General features: G+C 45.7%; 16 protein-coding genes. 8 read left to right on the forward strand and 8 right to left on the reverse strand.

Annotation, left to right across the window (positions count from 1 at the left end):
* The first annotated feature begins 1 nt into the window (after position 1).
* Genes ACFRAM_RS20415 through ACFRAM_RS20425 form a run of 3 tightly spaced genes read left to right on the forward strand, consistent with a single transcriptional unit; the run spans position 2 to position 2,210 of the window.
* Complete coding sequence (locus tag ACFRAM_RS20415; protein ID WP_379467533.1) at positions 2 to 604, forward strand: RNA polymerase sigma factor; 603 nt, start codon at positions 2 to 4, stop codon at positions 602 to 604.
* Positions 570 to 1,547, forward strand: coding sequence for a hypothetical protein (locus tag ACFRAM_RS20420; protein ID WP_379467535.1), 978 nt, complete (start codon positions 570 to 572; stop codon positions 1,545 to 1,547). Before ACFRAM_RS20415 ends, ACFRAM_RS20420 begins: the two co-directional genes overlap by 35 nt.
* Before the next feature lie 12 nt (positions 1,548 to 1,559).
* Entirely contained in the window at positions 1,560 to 2,210 is a 651-nt protein-coding gene (locus tag ACFRAM_RS20425) for an ATP-binding cassette domain-containing protein (protein ID WP_379467537.1), read from the forward strand.
* Positions 2,211 to 2,506: 296 nt separating this feature from the next.
* Here ACFRAM_RS20425 and ACFRAM_RS20430 read toward each other — a convergent pair whose 3' ends face one another.
* Positions 2,507 to 2,872: a hypothetical protein gene (locus ACFRAM_RS20430; RefSeq protein ID WP_379467539.1), complete on the reverse strand. Its 366-nt coding sequence runs from the start codon at positions 2,870 to 2,872 to the stop codon at positions 2,507 to 2,509.
* A gap of 171 nt (positions 2,873 to 3,043) precedes the next feature.
* Here ACFRAM_RS20430 and ACFRAM_RS20435 point away from each other — a divergent pair, with 171 nt between their 5' ends.
* Positions 3,044 to 3,736 (forward strand): helix-turn-helix domain-containing protein, encoded by a 693-nt coding sequence (locus tag ACFRAM_RS20435; protein ID WP_379467541.1) that lies wholly within the window; start codon positions 3,044 to 3,046, stop codon positions 3,734 to 3,736.
* Between the two features lie 400 nt (positions 3,737 to 4,136).
* On the opposite strand, the gene ACFRAM_RS20440 is transcribed toward ACFRAM_RS20435, so the two are convergent.
* On the reverse strand, positions 4,137 to 4,679 hold the full coding sequence (locus tag ACFRAM_RS20440; protein WP_379467543.1) for a TetR/AcrR family transcriptional regulator C-terminal domain-containing protein: 543 nt from the start codon (positions 4,677 to 4,679) through the stop codon (positions 4,137 to 4,139).
* 207 nt (positions 4,680 to 4,886) lie between these two features.
* Between ACFRAM_RS20440 and ACFRAM_RS20445 the strand changes: the two genes are divergently transcribed.
* Complete coding sequence (locus ACFRAM_RS20445; RefSeq protein ID WP_379467545.1) at positions 4,887 to 6,806, forward strand: oxidoreductase; 1,920 nt, start codon at positions 4,887 to 4,889, stop codon at positions 6,804 to 6,806.
* 141 nt (positions 6,807 to 6,947) lie between these two features.
* On the opposite strand, the gene ACFRAM_RS20450 is transcribed toward ACFRAM_RS20445, so the two are convergent.
* On the reverse strand, positions 6,948 to 8,360 hold the full coding sequence (locus ACFRAM_RS20450) for a PQQ-dependent sugar dehydrogenase (protein ID WP_379467547.1): 1,413 nt from the start codon (positions 8,358 to 8,360) through the stop codon (positions 6,948 to 6,950).
* An 844-nt stretch (positions 8,361 to 9,204) separates the two neighbouring features.
* Here ACFRAM_RS20450 and ACFRAM_RS20455 point away from each other — a divergent pair.
* Positions 9,205 to 10,323, forward strand: coding sequence for a slipin family protein (locus tag ACFRAM_RS20455; RefSeq protein WP_379467549.1), 1,119 nt, complete (start codon positions 9,205 to 9,207; stop codon positions 10,321 to 10,323).
* A gap of 52 nt (positions 10,324 to 10,375) precedes the next feature.
* On the opposite strand, the gene ACFRAM_RS20460 is transcribed toward ACFRAM_RS20455, so the two are convergent.
* Genes ACFRAM_RS20460 through ACFRAM_RS20480 form a run of 5 tightly spaced genes read right to left on the reverse strand, consistent with a single transcriptional unit; the run spans position 10,376 to position 15,402 of the window.
* On the reverse strand, positions 10,376 to 11,107 hold the full coding sequence (locus tag ACFRAM_RS20460) for an aminoglycoside 3'-phosphotransferase (RefSeq protein ID WP_379467551.1): 732 nt from the start codon (positions 11,105 to 11,107) through the stop codon (positions 10,376 to 10,378).
* Between the two features lie 22 nt (positions 11,108 to 11,129).
* Positions 11,130 to 11,615, reverse strand: a complete 486-nt coding sequence (locus ACFRAM_RS20465) for a GNAT family N-acetyltransferase (RefSeq protein WP_379467553.1) — start codon at positions 11,613 to 11,615, stop codon at positions 11,130 to 11,132.
* Positions 11,616 to 11,638: 23 nt separating this feature from the next.
* Complete coding sequence (locus tag ACFRAM_RS20470; protein WP_379467555.1) at positions 11,639 to 12,502, reverse strand: hypothetical protein; 864 nt, start codon at positions 12,500 to 12,502, stop codon at positions 11,639 to 11,641.
* Between the two features lie 27 nt (positions 12,503 to 12,529).
* A complete protein-coding gene (locus tag ACFRAM_RS20475; protein WP_379467557.1) occupies positions 12,530 to 14,338 on the reverse strand; it encodes a DUF2201 family putative metallopeptidase in 1,809 nt (602 codons plus the stop codon).
* A gap of 2 nt (positions 14,339 to 14,340) precedes the next feature.
* Entirely contained in the window at positions 14,341 to 15,402 is a 1,062-nt protein-coding gene (locus tag ACFRAM_RS20480; RefSeq protein ID WP_379467559.1) for an AAA family ATPase, read from the reverse strand.
* Between the two features lie 232 nt (positions 15,403 to 15,634).
* Between ACFRAM_RS20480 and ACFRAM_RS20485 the strand changes: the two genes are divergently transcribed.
* Together ACFRAM_RS20485 and ACFRAM_RS20490 are read left to right on the forward strand one after the other, a co-directional pair.
* Positions 15,635 to 16,213: an RNA 2'-phosphotransferase gene (locus ACFRAM_RS20485; protein WP_379467561.1), complete on the forward strand. Its 579-nt coding sequence runs from the start codon at positions 15,635 to 15,637 to the stop codon at positions 16,211 to 16,213.
* Positions 16,210 to 17,001 carry a TatD family hydrolase gene (locus ACFRAM_RS20490; protein ID WP_379467563.1) on the forward strand — a complete coding sequence of 264 codons (792 nt, stop codon included), beginning with the start codon at positions 16,210 to 16,212 and terminating at the stop codon, positions 16,999 to 17,001. Before ACFRAM_RS20485 ends, ACFRAM_RS20490 begins: the two co-directional genes overlap by 4 nt.
* The last annotated feature ends 157 nt before the right edge of the window (positions 17,002 to 17,158 follow it).

Below are 17,158 nucleotides of genomic sequence, written 5' to 3' on the forward strand. Positions count from 1 at the left end.
AGTGGACAGCAGGACTGTTGTTACGGATGAGCAACTGCTCGCGCAATACAAGCAAGGGAATACTGCCGTGCTGGAATTGTTCGTCTATCGGTATCATCAGATCATCTATGCGTATTTATACCGTCTGACCAGCAAGCGTCAGCTCGCGGAAGATTTGGTGCAAGAGTGCTTTGTCAGAGTATTCACGGCTTTACAAGCAGGCCGGTTGCCTGAACGGTTTCGACCATGGATTTATCGAATCGCGACGAATCTGTGCCGTGATGTATGGAAGTCTGGGGCTTATCGTTATGAAGTGGCGGCTAAGGATACCGGAGTGTATGATGCGGCTGATGGTGGTAAAGATACGGTAGCGTCTTTTTTAGACAAGCAGTATGAGCGGGAAGCCGTCATTGCTGCCCTTGGCGCTTTACCTGAGGAGGAGCGGCAAATTGTTATTTTGCGTTTTTACGAGGATCTCAAGCTGGATGAAATAGCTGAGCTGCTGGAAATACCGCTTGGGACGGTTAAGTCCAAGCTGTATCGGGCATTCAGGCGGCTAGCTGATACATTGCAGAAAGGGGAGGATCAGGATGAGCTACATTTCCGGAAGCGGGAACGCCAATAACAGCAGTCGCGACAGTCAACTGCATAGAGAATTACAGGAGCAGCGGCGGCTGGAGGAAAAGGGCGAAGCAGCAGCGGATGAATGGGAGCATGACCCGTTCGGAGCCGTATTCAATCAATTGAATCGCTATACCGTTGACGGCCCTAGCGGCCAGCAGACCAAATCCCTGCTGGCGCTAGCCGCTGCATATGCTACACAGCCTGAGCGGAAGATTGCCGGACCCTTATCCAGGCGAGTGGCAAGGCATGACAAACCTGGGCGGCAACCAGTTGTCCAAATGTCTTTGCTTGTAAGACTTATGCAGCGTATGGCAGCCCAGGCAAGGACGATGCATTGGCTGTTCTGGATTATATCAGCGCTTATGGTTGGCACAGGAGCAGCCATCGAGCGGCTGGCTGCAAATGCATGGTTTAATAGCCCGGCCAAACCGGATGTATTCCTCTTTACGATTCTGTTGCTTTCTATAGCCAGTGTGGCCTATTCACTTAGGTCTATGCATACGCCAATGAGTGAGCTTGAGGCGACCTTTCCTGTTACGTCGGTAAAGCTTATGGTGGCCAGAATAGGAACTATACTACTGTATGACCTCCTTCTAGCGCTGTTGTTTTATGGAATACTGGTCATGACAGGTACCAGCAGTGAATTCGGATCTGGTACTGCTGTACTAATTACAGATCTATTACTGCCGATCTGCCTGAGCACGTTCGCAGCGCTGGCTGCGATGCTTCGCTTCGGGACATGGCCTGGTACCGCAGCTGTGCTCGCAGTGGGCGTCATCCAGTTTTCCGCAGGCGAGAGGCTTGGCGTGTTTCAACTGTTCAGCGAATACGGATCTGCTCACTGGCTTGCAAGCAAGCTTGTTGCTGTTAGCCTGGCAGTAGCGCTTGGTGTTTGTACAAGCCTGTTGCTACGCCATCGGCATTATTACAAGCAATATGAATAGGAGGGAAAAGCGGTGCGAGGAGCTGAGCTGAAACTGACGGGGGTCGAACTTCATGCAGATAATGGTCATTTGCTGCTAGGGGATGTGAATCTGACTCTACCGCCAGGCTGGTATGGTCTGGAGGGCGCTAATGGCAGCGGAAAAACAGCATTGCTCAAAACGATAGCTGGCCTATACCAGCCTGCACGCGGCCGGATTATCTATCAGATTCATGGCATGGCGTTATCAGGGAATGCTTTCAAGCCTTATCTAGGCTACAAGCCCCAGCAGGCAGCGTACTATGACAATATGACCGTCGAGGCATACTTGCGTTATGTGGGTGAGATGAAGCTGATGCCACGGGCAATCATTGAGGAGCGATCTCGCGAGCTATGTGAACGACTCGGGCTTTCTGCCGAGTGGAAGACGCTTGTTCAGCGGTTGTCAGGCGGCAACAAGCAACGACTTATGATTGTGCAGGCTATGCTTGCTGATCCTTGGTTTCTGCTGCTGGATGAGCCTCTCTATGGTATGGATATCGAGATTCGTTTCCTGCTGCTAGAGGCGTTGTACGAAATGACACCTGGCACAGTCGCTATCTTTTCAGGCGCATTAGAGGGCCTACAGGGAGATTGGCTGGATGCTGTGATCAAACTGGAAAATGGTACGGCGGCGCTGCACTGATGCAGCGCCGTTTTCTATCTTAAATCATCCTGCTACGGCAGCGAAGCTTACCTGGCGGATAACCGGACGCTTGTCTGAGCCTTTTGCTGAAGACATGGATAAAGTCGGCCTTTAAGTCATATCTACTAATAAACGACAAAAATCTACAACTTTTGACCTATCTCGCCGATATTTAGCATAGAGGGTCTATTAAGGTCAGTGAGTTATGAGCCTGTGGATATCCGAACTGAATTTAGCAAGCACCAATGAAAAAAACCGCCACATCGGGCGGTTTATTCGCTAATGAATATTTTATATTAATTTGTTTCCGGACCATCAAGGTAAGCCTGAGCATCTTCAACAGTATCGAAGAACTTGATGAATCCTCCAAACATCCTTTTCTGTTGCATTCTATAAATTGAGCTAGTTGTGACAGTGGCCCAACTCTTCTCCGTTGAAAGTCCGTACTTTACGACAAGTTCATTGGAGGTGGATAGTTCTTGCGCTACATCTTGGGAGAGAACTTTGGCTTCGGATAAATCACCAATGGCAGTAAATCCAGGTTGTGCTTTTTTAAGGTTGTCGGTAAGTTCATCGACATATTGTTGAGCATTATCCTTGGTAACCGAGTAGATTTTGATATACAGCCTATTCTTTTCTTGATCGTAATTGATTGTGAACATTATGTATTCCTCCTGATTGTCTTATAAATCAACTGAACTAAGTATAGGGTATGAATGATTAATCATTCCACGGACTATAAGTCACATAGATTGAATTTCCCCAAAAGTATTTCAAGCATGCATAATCAAATCTTTATTTTACATATAGAAGAGGCTGTTGGAGGTTGTTGTATGGATATACTTGCTGAGTTTGGAAACAGGGTTAAGGAACTGCGTGCGCGTAGCGGGATCTCGCAAGAACTGCTGGCGCATCGCTCCGAACTGGATCGGACATATATAAGTGGGGTGGAACGTGGTATGCGTAACATCAGCTTAGTTAATATCGAGAAGATTGCAGACGGGCTTAACGTCCCAATGAATTACTTGTTTTCAAGTGAGCGGTTTTCAAGCAATCCTGCTTTTTTAAAGAAAGATGTTGAAGTCCCAATCTCCGAACGATTCAAGTATCATTTGGACTGTGACCAAAAGTTACTTACTATCCAGATACAAGGATTACTAACCGGAGCAAATGTGGATTATGTATCGAAAATATGGAGAGGCATTGTCTCTAACTTTGCGGAGGGAGAATTAAGTGTTTTCGTTGATCACAGAGACATGAAAGCATCGGACGGCGATCCTGTTGTTTTTTCTCCTGAAGTAGTTGAGAAAGCGGTTTTGCTTCAACAGAGTGTGATAACGTGCAGCAAAAAGGCTATAGTACTATGTAATTCGGAATTCATGGTACATCAATTGAATTATATGACAACCAGAAGTGGGGTATGGGATAAGACTAATCCCTTGTACGGCAAGGATAAAGAAATGGTAGGTCAGGCTTACGAATTATTAGATGTTCATGGGAATGAGTTAATTAAACCTATGAAATAAATCGAGTGATTGCTGGCGGTTTATTTTCTGCCTAAATACCAATTTCAGTCATATCAATGCCTAAAAAGTCATGTTACGAGCCGAGCGAGAAGCGGGGATTCCCTCCTGTTTTTCCTCGGCTCTTTCTCTGCTAAAAAGATTACAAGTTCGGAAATACAAAATAAGTGTTTTGTATTAAAAGAAACAAAAGCGTTAATTTGTTTCTTTTAATAGGTTACATAACGGAATAGACTGGAATTGCTCACGGCACAGAATTGTATATTGAACCCATTCGAAAGGTGGAAGACACCCTTAGAAAAGGAGGTAATCAGCCCTTGCGCGTATGATGTGCGGACACAGCAGCTGCGGCCAATTATGTGAAAAATGTCACAATTACAACCATAGAGTAACAGGAACTGAATCAGTTATGTGGTTGTGCAGCTGCATTAAGTCCGCTTTTTAGAATATCAGGCATATTGTTGCAAAGTAACTCTGCTAATTCCTGCGGAGAGAGCTCCATATCCGAATTTACCCAGCTAATGAGGATCTGAACGGTGCCTGCGCAATGATAATCAATTGCGAATTTAAGCTCCGTGGATATTTCTTGAGTTTTGTTTCTTGAAACATAAGTGGCGGTGCAAAAATCCTGGTAATACTTTTGTATAAACTCAATAAATGAGTTTTGTCCTTTGTATTTTATGGCGTTCTGGAAAAAGGGCTTTCGCTCGTAAATGAACTCAGCGGATTTGTTGCATATCTGCTCCCAGCTATCTTCGGAGTGAAAGAGTTCTTCTTTTATATAGGAAGCGTAGTACCAGTTCATCAAATCGTATTTATCTTTAAAATAACGATAAAACGTCGCACGTGATAGATCGCTTTTTTTCAGAATCATGTCGGTGGAGATTTGATCGATGCGGTGATCCTGCATTAAATCAAATATGGCATTATACAGATGCTTCTTCACGTTCATATTGTTTACCTTTACAATTTGTTGGAATTTAAGCCGTGCTGAAATGTCGAATAATGTCACCATTATATTGTGTTTAGGTATGCATTGTAAAGCAGGATAGCAGTCATGACCGTTTATGCTTAATCGAGATCAGGCTCTAGGTAGAGCGCAGCAAAGGGAAACACTAAGACTGTTGTAAATTACATCATAGGAGGCATACTTATGTACGAAAATTTGTTTCAGCCTATTAAAATAGGTCAGGTAGAATTGAAAAACCGTCTAATCGTTCCACCCATGGTGGTAAACTACTGTACCCCGGATGGTATGGTTACTGAGCGCTTTATCCGCTACCACGAGGCTCGTGCCAAGGGCGGCTGGGGCCTGATTACGGTAGAGCAGAGTGTGGTGTGTGTGGAGGGAAAAGGACATCCGGGACAGCCCGGCCTTTGGTCTGACGATCACATAGAGGGACTATCACGATTGACAGAGCGAGTCCATGCAGCCGGTGCCAAAATCTCCATACAAATCAACCATGCCGGTCGGGCGGCAAGCAGTTATATCACTGGCTCCCAGCCAGTAGGACCCTCGCCCATTAAGGGGATCAGCAGTCTAGAAACGCCGCGTGAACTGAGTGTCGCGGAAATTCAGGAAATTGTACGTCAATACGGGGAAGCCGCGCGACGTGCCAAAGCGGCCGGTTTTGACATGATTACCGAACATGCTCATGCCGGATACCTCATTGCTTCATTCCTTTCCTCTACCAGCAACAAGCGCACGGATGAATATGGCGGTACCCTTGCAAACAGGGCTCGTCTTGCGCTGGAGATTCTAAAGGATATGCGCGCCCAGGTGGGGAGTGAATTCCCCATTTTGTACCGGTTTTCGGCTGAAGAATATGTGGAGGGCGGCTTGACCATACGGGATACCGCTGCTCTGGCAAGATTGATGGAAGACGCTGGGGTCGATATGATGGATGTTTCAGTAGCCAATGATGCCCCGCCTTATACCGTGCAGCCCGCAGCGTTGCCACATGGTTTTGCAGCAGAGTTATCCCGGGAGATCAAAAAAGTGGTATCTGTTCCGGTAGCAGTGGCGGGACGAATTAACGATCCGCTTGTTGCAGAGAGCATTCTGGCTTCGGGTGATGCCGATTTAATCTCCATGGGTAGAGCGTCTATAGCTGATCCGGAGTTTCCTAACAAAGTGAGAGAGGGACGGCTGGATGATATTAACTACTGCGTCGCTTGTCTACAGGGCTGTGTAAAAAGCGCCGCTTCCTATTCCCCAGTCTCCTGCTTAGTCAATCCTGTCACAGGACGTGAGGAAGAATTTACTGTAGAGCCGGCTGCGCAGCGTAAAAAAATATTGATTGCCGGCGGAGGTGTGGCAGGCATGGAAGCCGCAATCGTCGCAGCTCAGCGCGGCCATGATGTTCATCTCTATGAGCAGTCTGACAGGCTGGGGGGGCAATGGCTTCTAGCTGCTGTTCCTCCTACCAAAACGGAGCTTAACTATTTTACCATCTGGCAAAAGAACCAGCTAAAAAAGCTGGACGTAAAAATCAGCTACAACGCACTTGTGGATCGCAACCTGGTGTTGCAGGAACAGCCGGATACTGTAATTATTGCCACTGGTGCCAAACCAATCGTTCCTCGCATCAAGGGAGCGGACAACCCAAATGTGGTACTGGCTTTTGACGTTTTAGCGGGTAAGGAAGATGTTGGGAACCGAGTGGCAGTAATCGGCGGCGGTTTGGTAGGTACAGAAACAGCTGACCATCTTGCCTTACATGGAAAACAAGTGGTTCTGATGGATATGCAGGATGCTATCGCCAAAGATGGCTTTGTGTTTAATAACCACTACCTGCTTGAAAGTATTGATAAACATCATGTAGAGGTGATCACCTCCGCGAAAGTGCTGGAAATTACTCCTGATGCTGTGATATATGAAAAGGGTGGCGAACCACTCCGGGTAGAGCAACTCGATACTATCATTCTTGCATTAGGGGCTGTACCTGTCGATACGTTGAGCCAGGAATTTAAGGATATGGGAATTGACGTGATGGTTGTGGGAGACTCCGCAGTGGTTAAACAAGCCATTGATGCGATAAAGGACGGATTTGAAGCCGGATTAGCAGTATAGGTATAGTCGATATGGATAGATAAAAACGAAATTCAGAGAGGTTGCCTCAAAAGAAAAATATGAGGCAGCCTCTCATTTATTAAAATGAGATATTGAAGAAACAGGATGGAAATCACGACTCCATAATAGCTCCTAAAGAAATCATGGAACAATCTCAAAAATAGTGCCTTGGTTAGCATCGGCCACCCTCATCGAACCATACACCCCTAAAAATAGCCGGGATTGATTCAGATTTGTTCCTAAACTAACGTAATAAGCGGTTTGCGATCCGAAATTATAATCCGTTTCAATAATATTGAAATCACTTTGTTTACAATCGGTTCTTACCTTGGTATAAGCTAAAACTCCCCTAATAGGAGGCGCTGATTGTTTTCGGGCAAGATCGATAAACACGACGCTTCCCTTTAAATCGGGGATTTCATTTCCGTTATAGGCCTGAACTCCTGTGAGTGCAGTTCCTGCAAACTTGCCTGGGCGGGGATCTTCATGATAATAACTGATTAAAGGCGGAAGACGAAGCACTGAAGTAGTCACAGCCTCATCGAAATAGGCAATGTTTTTCTCTTTTAAAGTCGTATTTCCAGGGCAGCCTCTCGGTACGGCAGTCGGTAAGGCACCTTCCCACCCTCGCCAGCCAAAGTTAATAAATCCTTCTTGGTCAGGTGCAGACCCCATCATAGAAGCTTGAACAAGCTGAGTCACCGGTATGGGTTGATAATGAGCGAATGAAAAAACCGATTCGACCAGATCCTGTCCGACATTCCCTACGTATTTAATATACTTATTATTAAACCTTTGAAATGAAATTCCTGTTAGATTACGTCCTCCCTTGGCAATGACCGTAAGCATTTCCTGAATAGGTTCGGGCAGCTCATGGAAACGTGTAACAACGGTTGGATTATCAATAAAAGTATGTATGCCTACATCAATTTCAATTACTTTTCCTGCGATTTCCATAATGTCCTGGCTTAGATTAAAGGGGTCATAGGCTGATCCGCCATCTCCGGTCGTTAGAACAAGTTTTCCTGTTTCAGGTGAGAAGTTTAAGGTATTAATGCCATTATGATTTAAAAAGGGCCTTCTTATATTAAGTAATGAGCGCCGTTTTTGAGGTTGACCATTCGATTGTAGAATCCATTCTTCAACGGTATCGATATGATCATATTTTACGTCTCTATTGTCCCACTTTAGATTTAAAGTGCTGGGATCACACGGGTTAGGCTTAAAAGATTCAGAAAAAGCAACTGGACCTTGGCTTCCAGCTACAGAGTAATGGAGATAGAACAAACCGTTATAGTAAAACTGAGGATGAAAAGCTAGACCGATCAACCCTCGTTCATCGTATCCCCCACCGGAAGTGCCTAGTTTTAAGACTCGCTGGCGAATATCTAAAAATGTCCCGATCACTCCGTTCCTAATATAAAAGATCTCTCCGACCTGGGTTACAATAAACAAGCTTTCTACGGAGTCTCCCGGAAGGATAGCTGTCTTTAAAACAGTAGGCATATTTATCCCACTAACAATAGGCCGTAGACTAACTTTTACTTTTTTCAACGAAAACCCTCCCGGTTGTTGGCATCTTTTTAAGAATATGATGTGATCTGTTTTATTAGTACCGGGTCGGGGTTAGAGGGCAGGCTCCGTAAGCTTCATCTTTGTTGGCAGAATCACTGAACAACTCGTCTTACTAGTACCTGAAGATACGGGATTTTAGAAATATGAATCAGATATAAAAATCTATTTGAGCTGACTGATTGTCAACGAATAAGTAACTTTAAATTGGAAAACACCTGTTTTAAAACGGGTGTTTTTTTACTTTTATCGAAGATACCAGCTATCAACTTAAGCAAAAGGGGATCATTCGAAGGGCAAACTTTATCCCCGTCGTAATACTTTCACCATGTTCCTTTAGGTTGAAATGAGCGATTATAGAACCTGCAAGACACATTGGTTCTTATTCGGACGGACGTAACGAGGCAGGGATATCCGATTTATCCCGCAGTGCCGTACATGATATGTTACGGTATCCTGTATGATCCGGATCGGTATGAATCCACTATTCGGGGTTCGATTCCCCAATCGCCTAGGGAGCGATTCTGGTAGAATACTCGACTTCCAATCGAGCAAAAATTGAGCAAAAGAAAGACCAAAGGATAGAATCCCTAGCGGCTAGTTTGAGCGCACTGTAGGCTGGCTTTGTAATCTGTGGATACCGCTGGAACGAAACTCCGGGGAATTCGCTTGGACGGAGGAGAAATAAGGACGACTGAAGTTTGGTTAGGCCTTTTCCCCAATATCCTTGAGGATCACTGCAGGAAAGTCCAGCTAAAACGAGATTCCGCCAAAGCCACAGTGGGATTCTCCATCCAATGGTCGCAACCATTAAGGGGGAACGAAGATGTTAAACAAAGTAACCATTCAAGCTGACCAACGCGGTCTGCTCTTTCATAAAGGAAGTTATGTGAAGACACTCCTTCCAGGAACTTATAACTATTTATCGTGGTTGCAAAGCACAGTTGTTGTACTGAATATCGCCAAACCTTTCATTGTAGAGGGAAAAGACCTGCAGTTGTTCCTTCATGATGAAGACCTAGTGCGGGAGCTTGAAATCGCACGGGTGCAAGACCACGAATATGTTCTGCATTACGAGGACGGGCAATTCGTACATCTGCTTAAGCCTGGTGTCTATGCCTTCTGGAACATACTTAAAAAACATACCTTTTTGCATGTAGATACCAGACAGCCTGAGCTGTCTGCCGAGGTAGATCGTTCCATTTTACCGAAGCTCACCGCCCATGTGCACGCCTTCGAAATCGGAAGTAACGAATCTGGATTTTTATTTTATGATCACGTTCTGCAACGAGAGGTTTCTCCCGGAAAGTATTACTTCTGGAAAGGACCAGTGTCGGTTATGGTCAAAAAGATTGATTTAAGACAACAACAAATGGATCTTATCGGCCAAGAGATCATGACAGAAGACAAGGTTACGCTGCGGTTGAACTTCGTTTGCCAATATAAGATCGTAAACCCGCTGCGCGCTTTGGAAATGAAATCGTTCGACGAGCAAATTCATATCCAGCTTCAGCTCGTGCTGCGGGAGTATGTCGGAACGCTTAAATTGGACGATTTGTTGAAACGGAAGGAGGATGCTGCGTCGTTCATCCTGTCTCGTATGAGCGAGAAGGCTGAAGAGTTCGGCGTACAATTCCTGAGCGCGGGAGTTAAGGATGTTATTTTGCCGGGAGAAATGAAGGAGATCCTAAATACCGTTTTATTGGCGGAGAAGAAGGCCCAGGCTAATCTGATCACTCGCCGGGAAGAGACGGCATCTACTCGCAGCCTGCTGAATACCGCGAAGCTGATGGACGAGAACCAGACATTGTTCCGACTGAAAGAGCTGGAGTTCTTAGAGAAGATCTGCGAAAAAGTCGGAACCATCTCTTTAACGGGTGGTGGGGATCTGCTTGAGCGGTTGAGCTCTCTTATTGGGGAGAGAAAGGCGGCAAGCAAATCATAATAAAAAAAGAGGGGCCATGGCCCCTCTTTTTTGTCAAACTCAGAACACGGATTTATTCCGTCAACCGAACCAACTCCGTAAAGTATTTCAATCCCTCTTCATCAATATCACTGCGCCCATAAGCATCCAAAAACAAATCTCTATACTGATCAGTCTTTAGATTATAGTTCAGCGTCCATATTCCCCAATATAAATCGTAGTGTCTATCGCCAACCCCGCCATATCCCAGATCGATAAACCCGTTAAGCGAAAAGTGATCCATGATGATATTCGGCAAGCAGTAGTCCCCATGAATGATCACATTGTCTGCGGGGGAGTAATTAAACGTATTTAAGAGACTATAGTCACTTCCCTTTACATGCGCCTCATTTAAAATTCCCTTTGTTCTATGGTTGTAAGGACATCCCGAAGTGGGCAGTGAATGCAGCATTCTTAGATATTCCCCGAACACGGATACCAACCGGCGTGGGTCCTCTAGGTGATGTACGGCTGCTCCATCCTCACCGTTTACCGCTTCTGTAAGCAGATAGTCATAGTGAGAATCCGATTCATAAGCTATGGTATCTGGGGCAACATGATGGTTATGTAAAAAAGAGGTCATCGTATATTCGCGTTCAAGCGAGTCTCGTTCGCTTATTTTCAGAAAAGCACGTTCATTGCCCGAAACGAACAGAGTTTTTGCATTTTCGGAAGAGCTGCTGTCATAAAGGGTTGCCCCTTTTAGATATTGCCTGATAGCTGCGGGTACGGTCTCAATATCAAAGGAAATCTCCGTACGTTTCATATTCTAACGCTCCGTTCTAGTCTTATACTCTACCAATCCCATAAATCGCTTGTTCAGCGCCGTATCTTATGACTTTACGATCTAATTTCATGCCAACTCTTTCTAATAGCTTACAAGATGAATGGTTAGCCGTTTGAGTCTCAGCAATAACTCTGCTTAAATTCAATTCATTGAATGCGTAAGTAATGACTTGGTCAACGGCCTCTTTCGCGTACCCATGGCCCCAAGAATGAGGGAGAAGCTCATAGGAGATCTCAGTATCTTGACCGTCAACATGTTGTTCCAAAGAAACTAAACCTATAAATACATTATTGTGTTTCAGCCGAATGGTCCAATAATTTGAATCTGTCTCAGAACGTTGTAATGTATCTAAAAATTTGTTTAATATATGTTCCTCTGGAATTGCTCCACCCAAGTACGTTCTTACTTGTTCGTTCACATAAAGACTTTTCACATCTTGGTAGTCACTGCGTTGTAGTCTGGTTAAATTGCATCTGTGTGTCTCCAAAAGAGTTCGCCTCCGTGAAATCATTAAATTCCTCTTTCTAATCTTTCCTCCCAGTCTAGCCACAGTCTGCTTTCCCAATTTGACCAAACCTCTTTTACTTTGTTGATTAGCCATTCTCCGCCAATAGTTATTGAATTTTCATGGGAGGCGTAGATAACCCAGTCCATTTCTTTACTACACCAGAAACCCTCCCCATTAAATGCATAAGTAGGAGTAAATGCTGAGAGCTCCAGTTCATATTCAGGTGAAAATTCTAATTCCCTTAACTCATAAACATGATTAACCCCATGTTCTTTTAAAAACTTACGGAGTAGTTCGTAGCCAACTTCTGAATCAAAGTAGTCATCCATAAAAGCTAGCGTGAGTTCATTCTGACTACCATCAAGTGGTATCCAGGGCCCTCTCGTTTTTATAGCCCATATATCATTTAGTTGAGTCCAAAGTAATTCAATTTCTGGCACGGATAACTTGCGTCTGTAGAATAACGGTGGTTGGCTCATGACTTTTGCTGCAGATACATTCTCAAGATAAGAAACAAAGCTACTTCTCTCTTCGGACATTGTGTTTCTTGTAACATTATCATCGTCATTTGCTTTTGTCATAAAACTAACAGCTTCATTTATAACTTGAGTGATCTTGACTTTTGCCTTTGAAAAAGAGTCAAAGTCTTCGGGTATATATCTTTCCAATTCAGCTAATATAGCTTTCAAAACAATATATCTGGGGAATAATTTCTTGGCTTCAAGAGAGTGGTCAATTCCGTCGGGTTCCCGATCCCTACCTTGATCGATTAATCTACTATACTTTCTGCCCCAATAATCAATTTTTGTTATGCAATATCTCCTTGCTAACGAATGCAGGCCTCTTGTTAGCGATGCTTCAAGCATGTGTTCACCTCATTAAAATCTCTCATTTCAATCCATACGAAAAACCTTCCCCTTGGGCACAAACGGCAAGCTTTGTCCCTTGGGAATAAGAAAGGCGTGCTCCCGGCGAATGGTGACTCTATCACAGAAGCCGTCTGTGATGATCAGCAAGGGGCCGTTTTTGGGGAAATCCTCTGCACGCTCTAGCAGATCGATTCCCGGTTGGAGGATGGTGCCCCCGCGGCCTTTGACGGATATGCGATCGGCGATGACCTCTGGGGCGAGATACCCTTGGTCGTAGACAGTAGCGTCGCAGAACACTACACGTACCAGTGGAACATCTCTAGATAAGCTATAGCTGGCGATGGCACCCAGAGCTTTGCCAAGTAGCTTGGTATCCATGGAACCGGAGGTGTCTAGTACCACTCCGAACGTACGGCCATCTTCGTCCCCGGCGTCTGGTACCCAGCGAGGTCTGGGAATGTCGGGGGTGGAGGATTGTCTGCGGCTGATTCTGGAATAACTCCGAACCTTTTCCACTGGAGAGAAGTAGTGATCGAACCATTTCGCAAGCTCTATATCCCATAGGATAGGGGGCTGAGACAATGCACGAATTTCTTCTACAAGACCTGCCGGAAGTAGCCCGCGATGCTGATCATAGTGATAATCAAGACCTTGGCTGAGACAATTACGGTAAAAATCATCAAGGGCAAGTCCATCATTCCGCTCCCACCAATCAGGTTTACTCGGCGGTAGGATATCTCCAAGGCCCATTCCCCGAAAGGTAGCGACTTTACGATACAACCTGAGGTCGTTAACGATCCGGTCATAGATCGATTCGGCAGATAAGCCCTTTAATTCTGGATCATAAAGCCCGCCAATTCTAGGGAAAGCACCTAATCCCATCTCCATCAACCACTGATTGATGACATAATCACAGGCCACATTCCATAAATACGGATCACGTCCGTCAGCGCGGGCATGGTGTCTTAACCCGACATGCAGAAATTCATGCGCCAGCACAAACCGGCATTCCTGCTCATCGAGGCCTGCGGCGGGATTCATGTAGATTTCTTTGGCCTCGGCATCTACAGCGGCGACAGTGATGGACAATCTATTGCATAGAATGGGGTCCTCAATAATGGTAAAATCGGCAGCCATCGCTCCCATAAGCGGATAACTGCTGATGAACCAATTGCGGGCTTTTAGGGCGGGCGTGAGGATTTCTTTCTGAGCGCCCAGGTATGCTTCGTATCCTGCGGTCACATTGACTGCACTGGTGACAGCCATGGATAAACCCTTCCCCAGACAATCCTGCCAATTCACTTGACGGTTGCTCCAATAGTAGCCCGTATCGCGGGAATTCAAGAGCATGTCCTGAAATCCGTGCCCGGCAGAGCCGAGGTTGTGGAAGGAAGGAGGGAGCCCCCGCTCCACGAAGGTGTCATACAACTCTTCTTCGCTTTTAGCAGCCAATTCTACTCGTCCGTCCATACCTGCAGGCGGTCGCCCAAGCTTCATGTCATACAGAAATTTTGCAATAAAAGCATCGCATGCCGCATTCCATAGATCCTGACGTTCCATCACCCGGAAATGTCCAAACCCAAGATGAAGCAAGGCATGGGCAAGAATGTACACCCATTCCTCCGGTAGACCTCTTCGCTTAGGATGCACATGAATAAAACCATCACTAGTGGTGACAGCCCAGCCGTGCTCTGGACACTGATTACCTTCCCGGCGAATAAAATGAGCGTGTAGGGCAAGCGGAGCGAACATGGGATGTTCGGTAATGTATTGAAGACCTTCGTTATAGGCTTTGGTAGCGGGATCAAGTTCTCTGGATTTAGGTTTCGCCATAGTTATACTTCCTTCTTCTGAACAAGTCGTGGCAAGTCACGGACAATTTCAACAAGGAACCAATCCGGCAGGCTCTCACCGTTCTCATTTCGCGCAACCGTAAGCTGAGCGATTTCGAGACTGATGGTGCTTAAGTTTTTAATCAGAGCCTTGGAACGGTGGGCAAGTCGCTTGTGATGCTCAGTAAGATTGGACTTGGATTCCGGCAGCTCTTTAATAAGATGTGCACGGAAGGACTGTGCCATAAAGTACAGCACATCCCGATCCTCTGGTTCATGAGGCCAATGGAGTTCACCTTCCAGGATGGCATTCAATTTGTATTTGTTATTCGTTTGTTTGTAGAATGCTTTGAATTGCCCGGCATGATGAGGAGATAGACAACCCGTGGCCAGAATATCCAAAATTTCAGGCTGCAGGCCGTCACCGTATTCTTTTAACGCATCACTTAGCATATGCCAGGATCTTGGTGTGGAGAAGGGTTCTTCGTGTTTCGGAGGTTGAACCCAAAGATGGTCTGGACGAGTCTCTATATATTGGATCACTAGCGGGTGGATTTCATTCTCATAGGCCCACGCTAACCATTCACGGTGAGATACTCTCAATTGCACATGAAACATGCGGTTGATCAGTGCGGATGACATGGGTTTGACGATAGCGCTATCCTGCGCACGGTTTCCCGCACCAATGACGATAGAGCCCTCTGGAAGGTGGTATTCCCCGACACGTTTTTCCAGGATCAAGCTATAAAAAGCTTTCTGAACCTCATGAGTACAGGCGTTGAGCTCATCTAAAAACAAGCAATAAGGCTCGTCGCGAGCGATGATGCTTGGCGGACAGAACCTGCTTTTTCCATCTATAATTTGTGGGACGCCAATGAGATCCTCGGGTGCAAGCTGACTACCCAGCAGTGAGACACAGGGCAGGCCCACCTGATCGGCGAATTGCTGGACTAAGGAGGATTTTCCGATTCCCGGAGGTCCCCAAATAAAAACTGGACGTGCGACGGCGATATTTAATAATAAATCCATGATCTGTTTTGATGAGACTGTTGTAGAGATATTCATTATTGATTGTTGATTCCTTCCATATTTAAACGTTAAAGTAATGATACCACAAGATAATTGTGGACCTGGTGATAAAGAATGGTTATAAATTAAAGATTCATAGGTTAACCTTGCTTAGATACAGGCTGTATTTTCAGCTTTAATCAAAAATTACCGCCCGCTAAGGTGGCATCAGAGTATAATGCGGTTAATGGAAGTTAAAGTGAAAAAGGAATTTAGGAAGTGAAGGTAAATGTTAAATCAAGCTGCAGAAAAAAGCTTAAGCAAGTTAATGACCAAGATTCTCCGTCATACTCCTGGGGAGTTTGGTGTAGTTCTGGATTCTGGAGATGGATCGTGTCGGCTGAGTGTCTTATTAGAGGCGATTCAAGCCCAGCCAAAGTGGTCGGGAGTTACGTTAGCGGATATTGAGCAGGTGGTTTCTCAATCGGACAAACAGCGTTTTGAAATTAAGGATGACCGGATCAGAGCGAGGTACGGTCATAGTCACGATAAAATTCAGTATGCCCCCGGTGAGCCTCCGGTGCTACTGTATCATGGTACGAATCAGAAGGCTCTCCCTGCAATTCTGCAGGAAGGGTTGAGCCCGATGAGCAGGCAGTATGTTCATTTATCGGAAGGGACTCATTTTGCAACATTGGCCGGGAGTCGCAGGGGAACGTTAGTTATCCTTAAAGTGGACACGCAGCGCGCACAGCAGTTAGGCGTTAACTTCTATTACGCTGGAAATGAAGTTTGGTTGGCGGAGCATGTGCCGCCTGTGTGCTGCTCGGTCTTAGAATCTGATGAACAAGAGGTGCAACAATCATGAATCAACCTATCATTGATATCGGCGTCAATCTGATGCACCGTTCGTTTCACCAAGATCGTGAGCAAGTGGTGGAGAGGGCAGCGGCTAAGGACGTTAGTCCGCTTATTATTACAGGAACAAGTCTTAGGAACAGCGTGGAAGCGGCCCGTTATGCTGGTCGTTACCCGGGGAAGCTCTATGCTACAGCGGGTGTGCATCCGCATGATGCCAAGAGCTGCAATGAAGTTACGATTGCGAAGTTAAAGGAATTAGCGGCACTTCCGCAAGTGGCAGCGATAGGTGAATGCGGTCTGGATTATAATCGTGATTTCTCCCCGCGGGATGTGCAGCGAAAATGGTTCAGGGAGCAGGTTAATCTGGCTGTTGAGCTGGACATGCCGTTGTTCCTGCACGAACGGGAAGCAGCTGCGGATTTTAAGGCTATTCTTAAGGAACAGGCAATCAACAAAGCGGTTGTCCATTGCTTTACCGGAACCCAAGCAGAGCTCATCGCGTATCTGGAGATGGGGCTCTATATTGGTATTACTGGCTGGATTTGTGACGAACGAAGAGGGAAACATTTGAAGGAACTGGTGAAGCTGATTCCGCTGGACCGGCTGATGATCGAGACGGATGCCCCATTTTTGACCCCGCGCGATTTAAAAGAAAAGCCGGTGGATGGGCGGAACGAGCCAGTCTACCTGCCACATATCTTGGAGGCCGTAGCGCGTTGTATCGGTCAGCCCGTGGAAGAGGTCGCCAAGGTAACGACAGAGACAGCGGTAGCGTTTTTTAATTTGAAGAGATAGAGAAAGGTTTAATATGGTTGATGCAATGCTAGTGATGAATACTAAATCCAACAAGTAAATCTTGTTGGATTTTTTTGTTGAATATAATTTTCAAACCTTAAAGCGACAAATCCTACCGAGTTGTTTAATACACAACGGAACTGCAATGTTGTTGGTT

The organism is Paenibacillus sp. NPDC056722, assembly GCF_042790635.1.
Lineage (GTDB): Bacteria > Bacillota > Bacilli > Paenibacillales > Paenibacillaceae > Paenibacillus_AQ > Paenibacillus_AQ agri.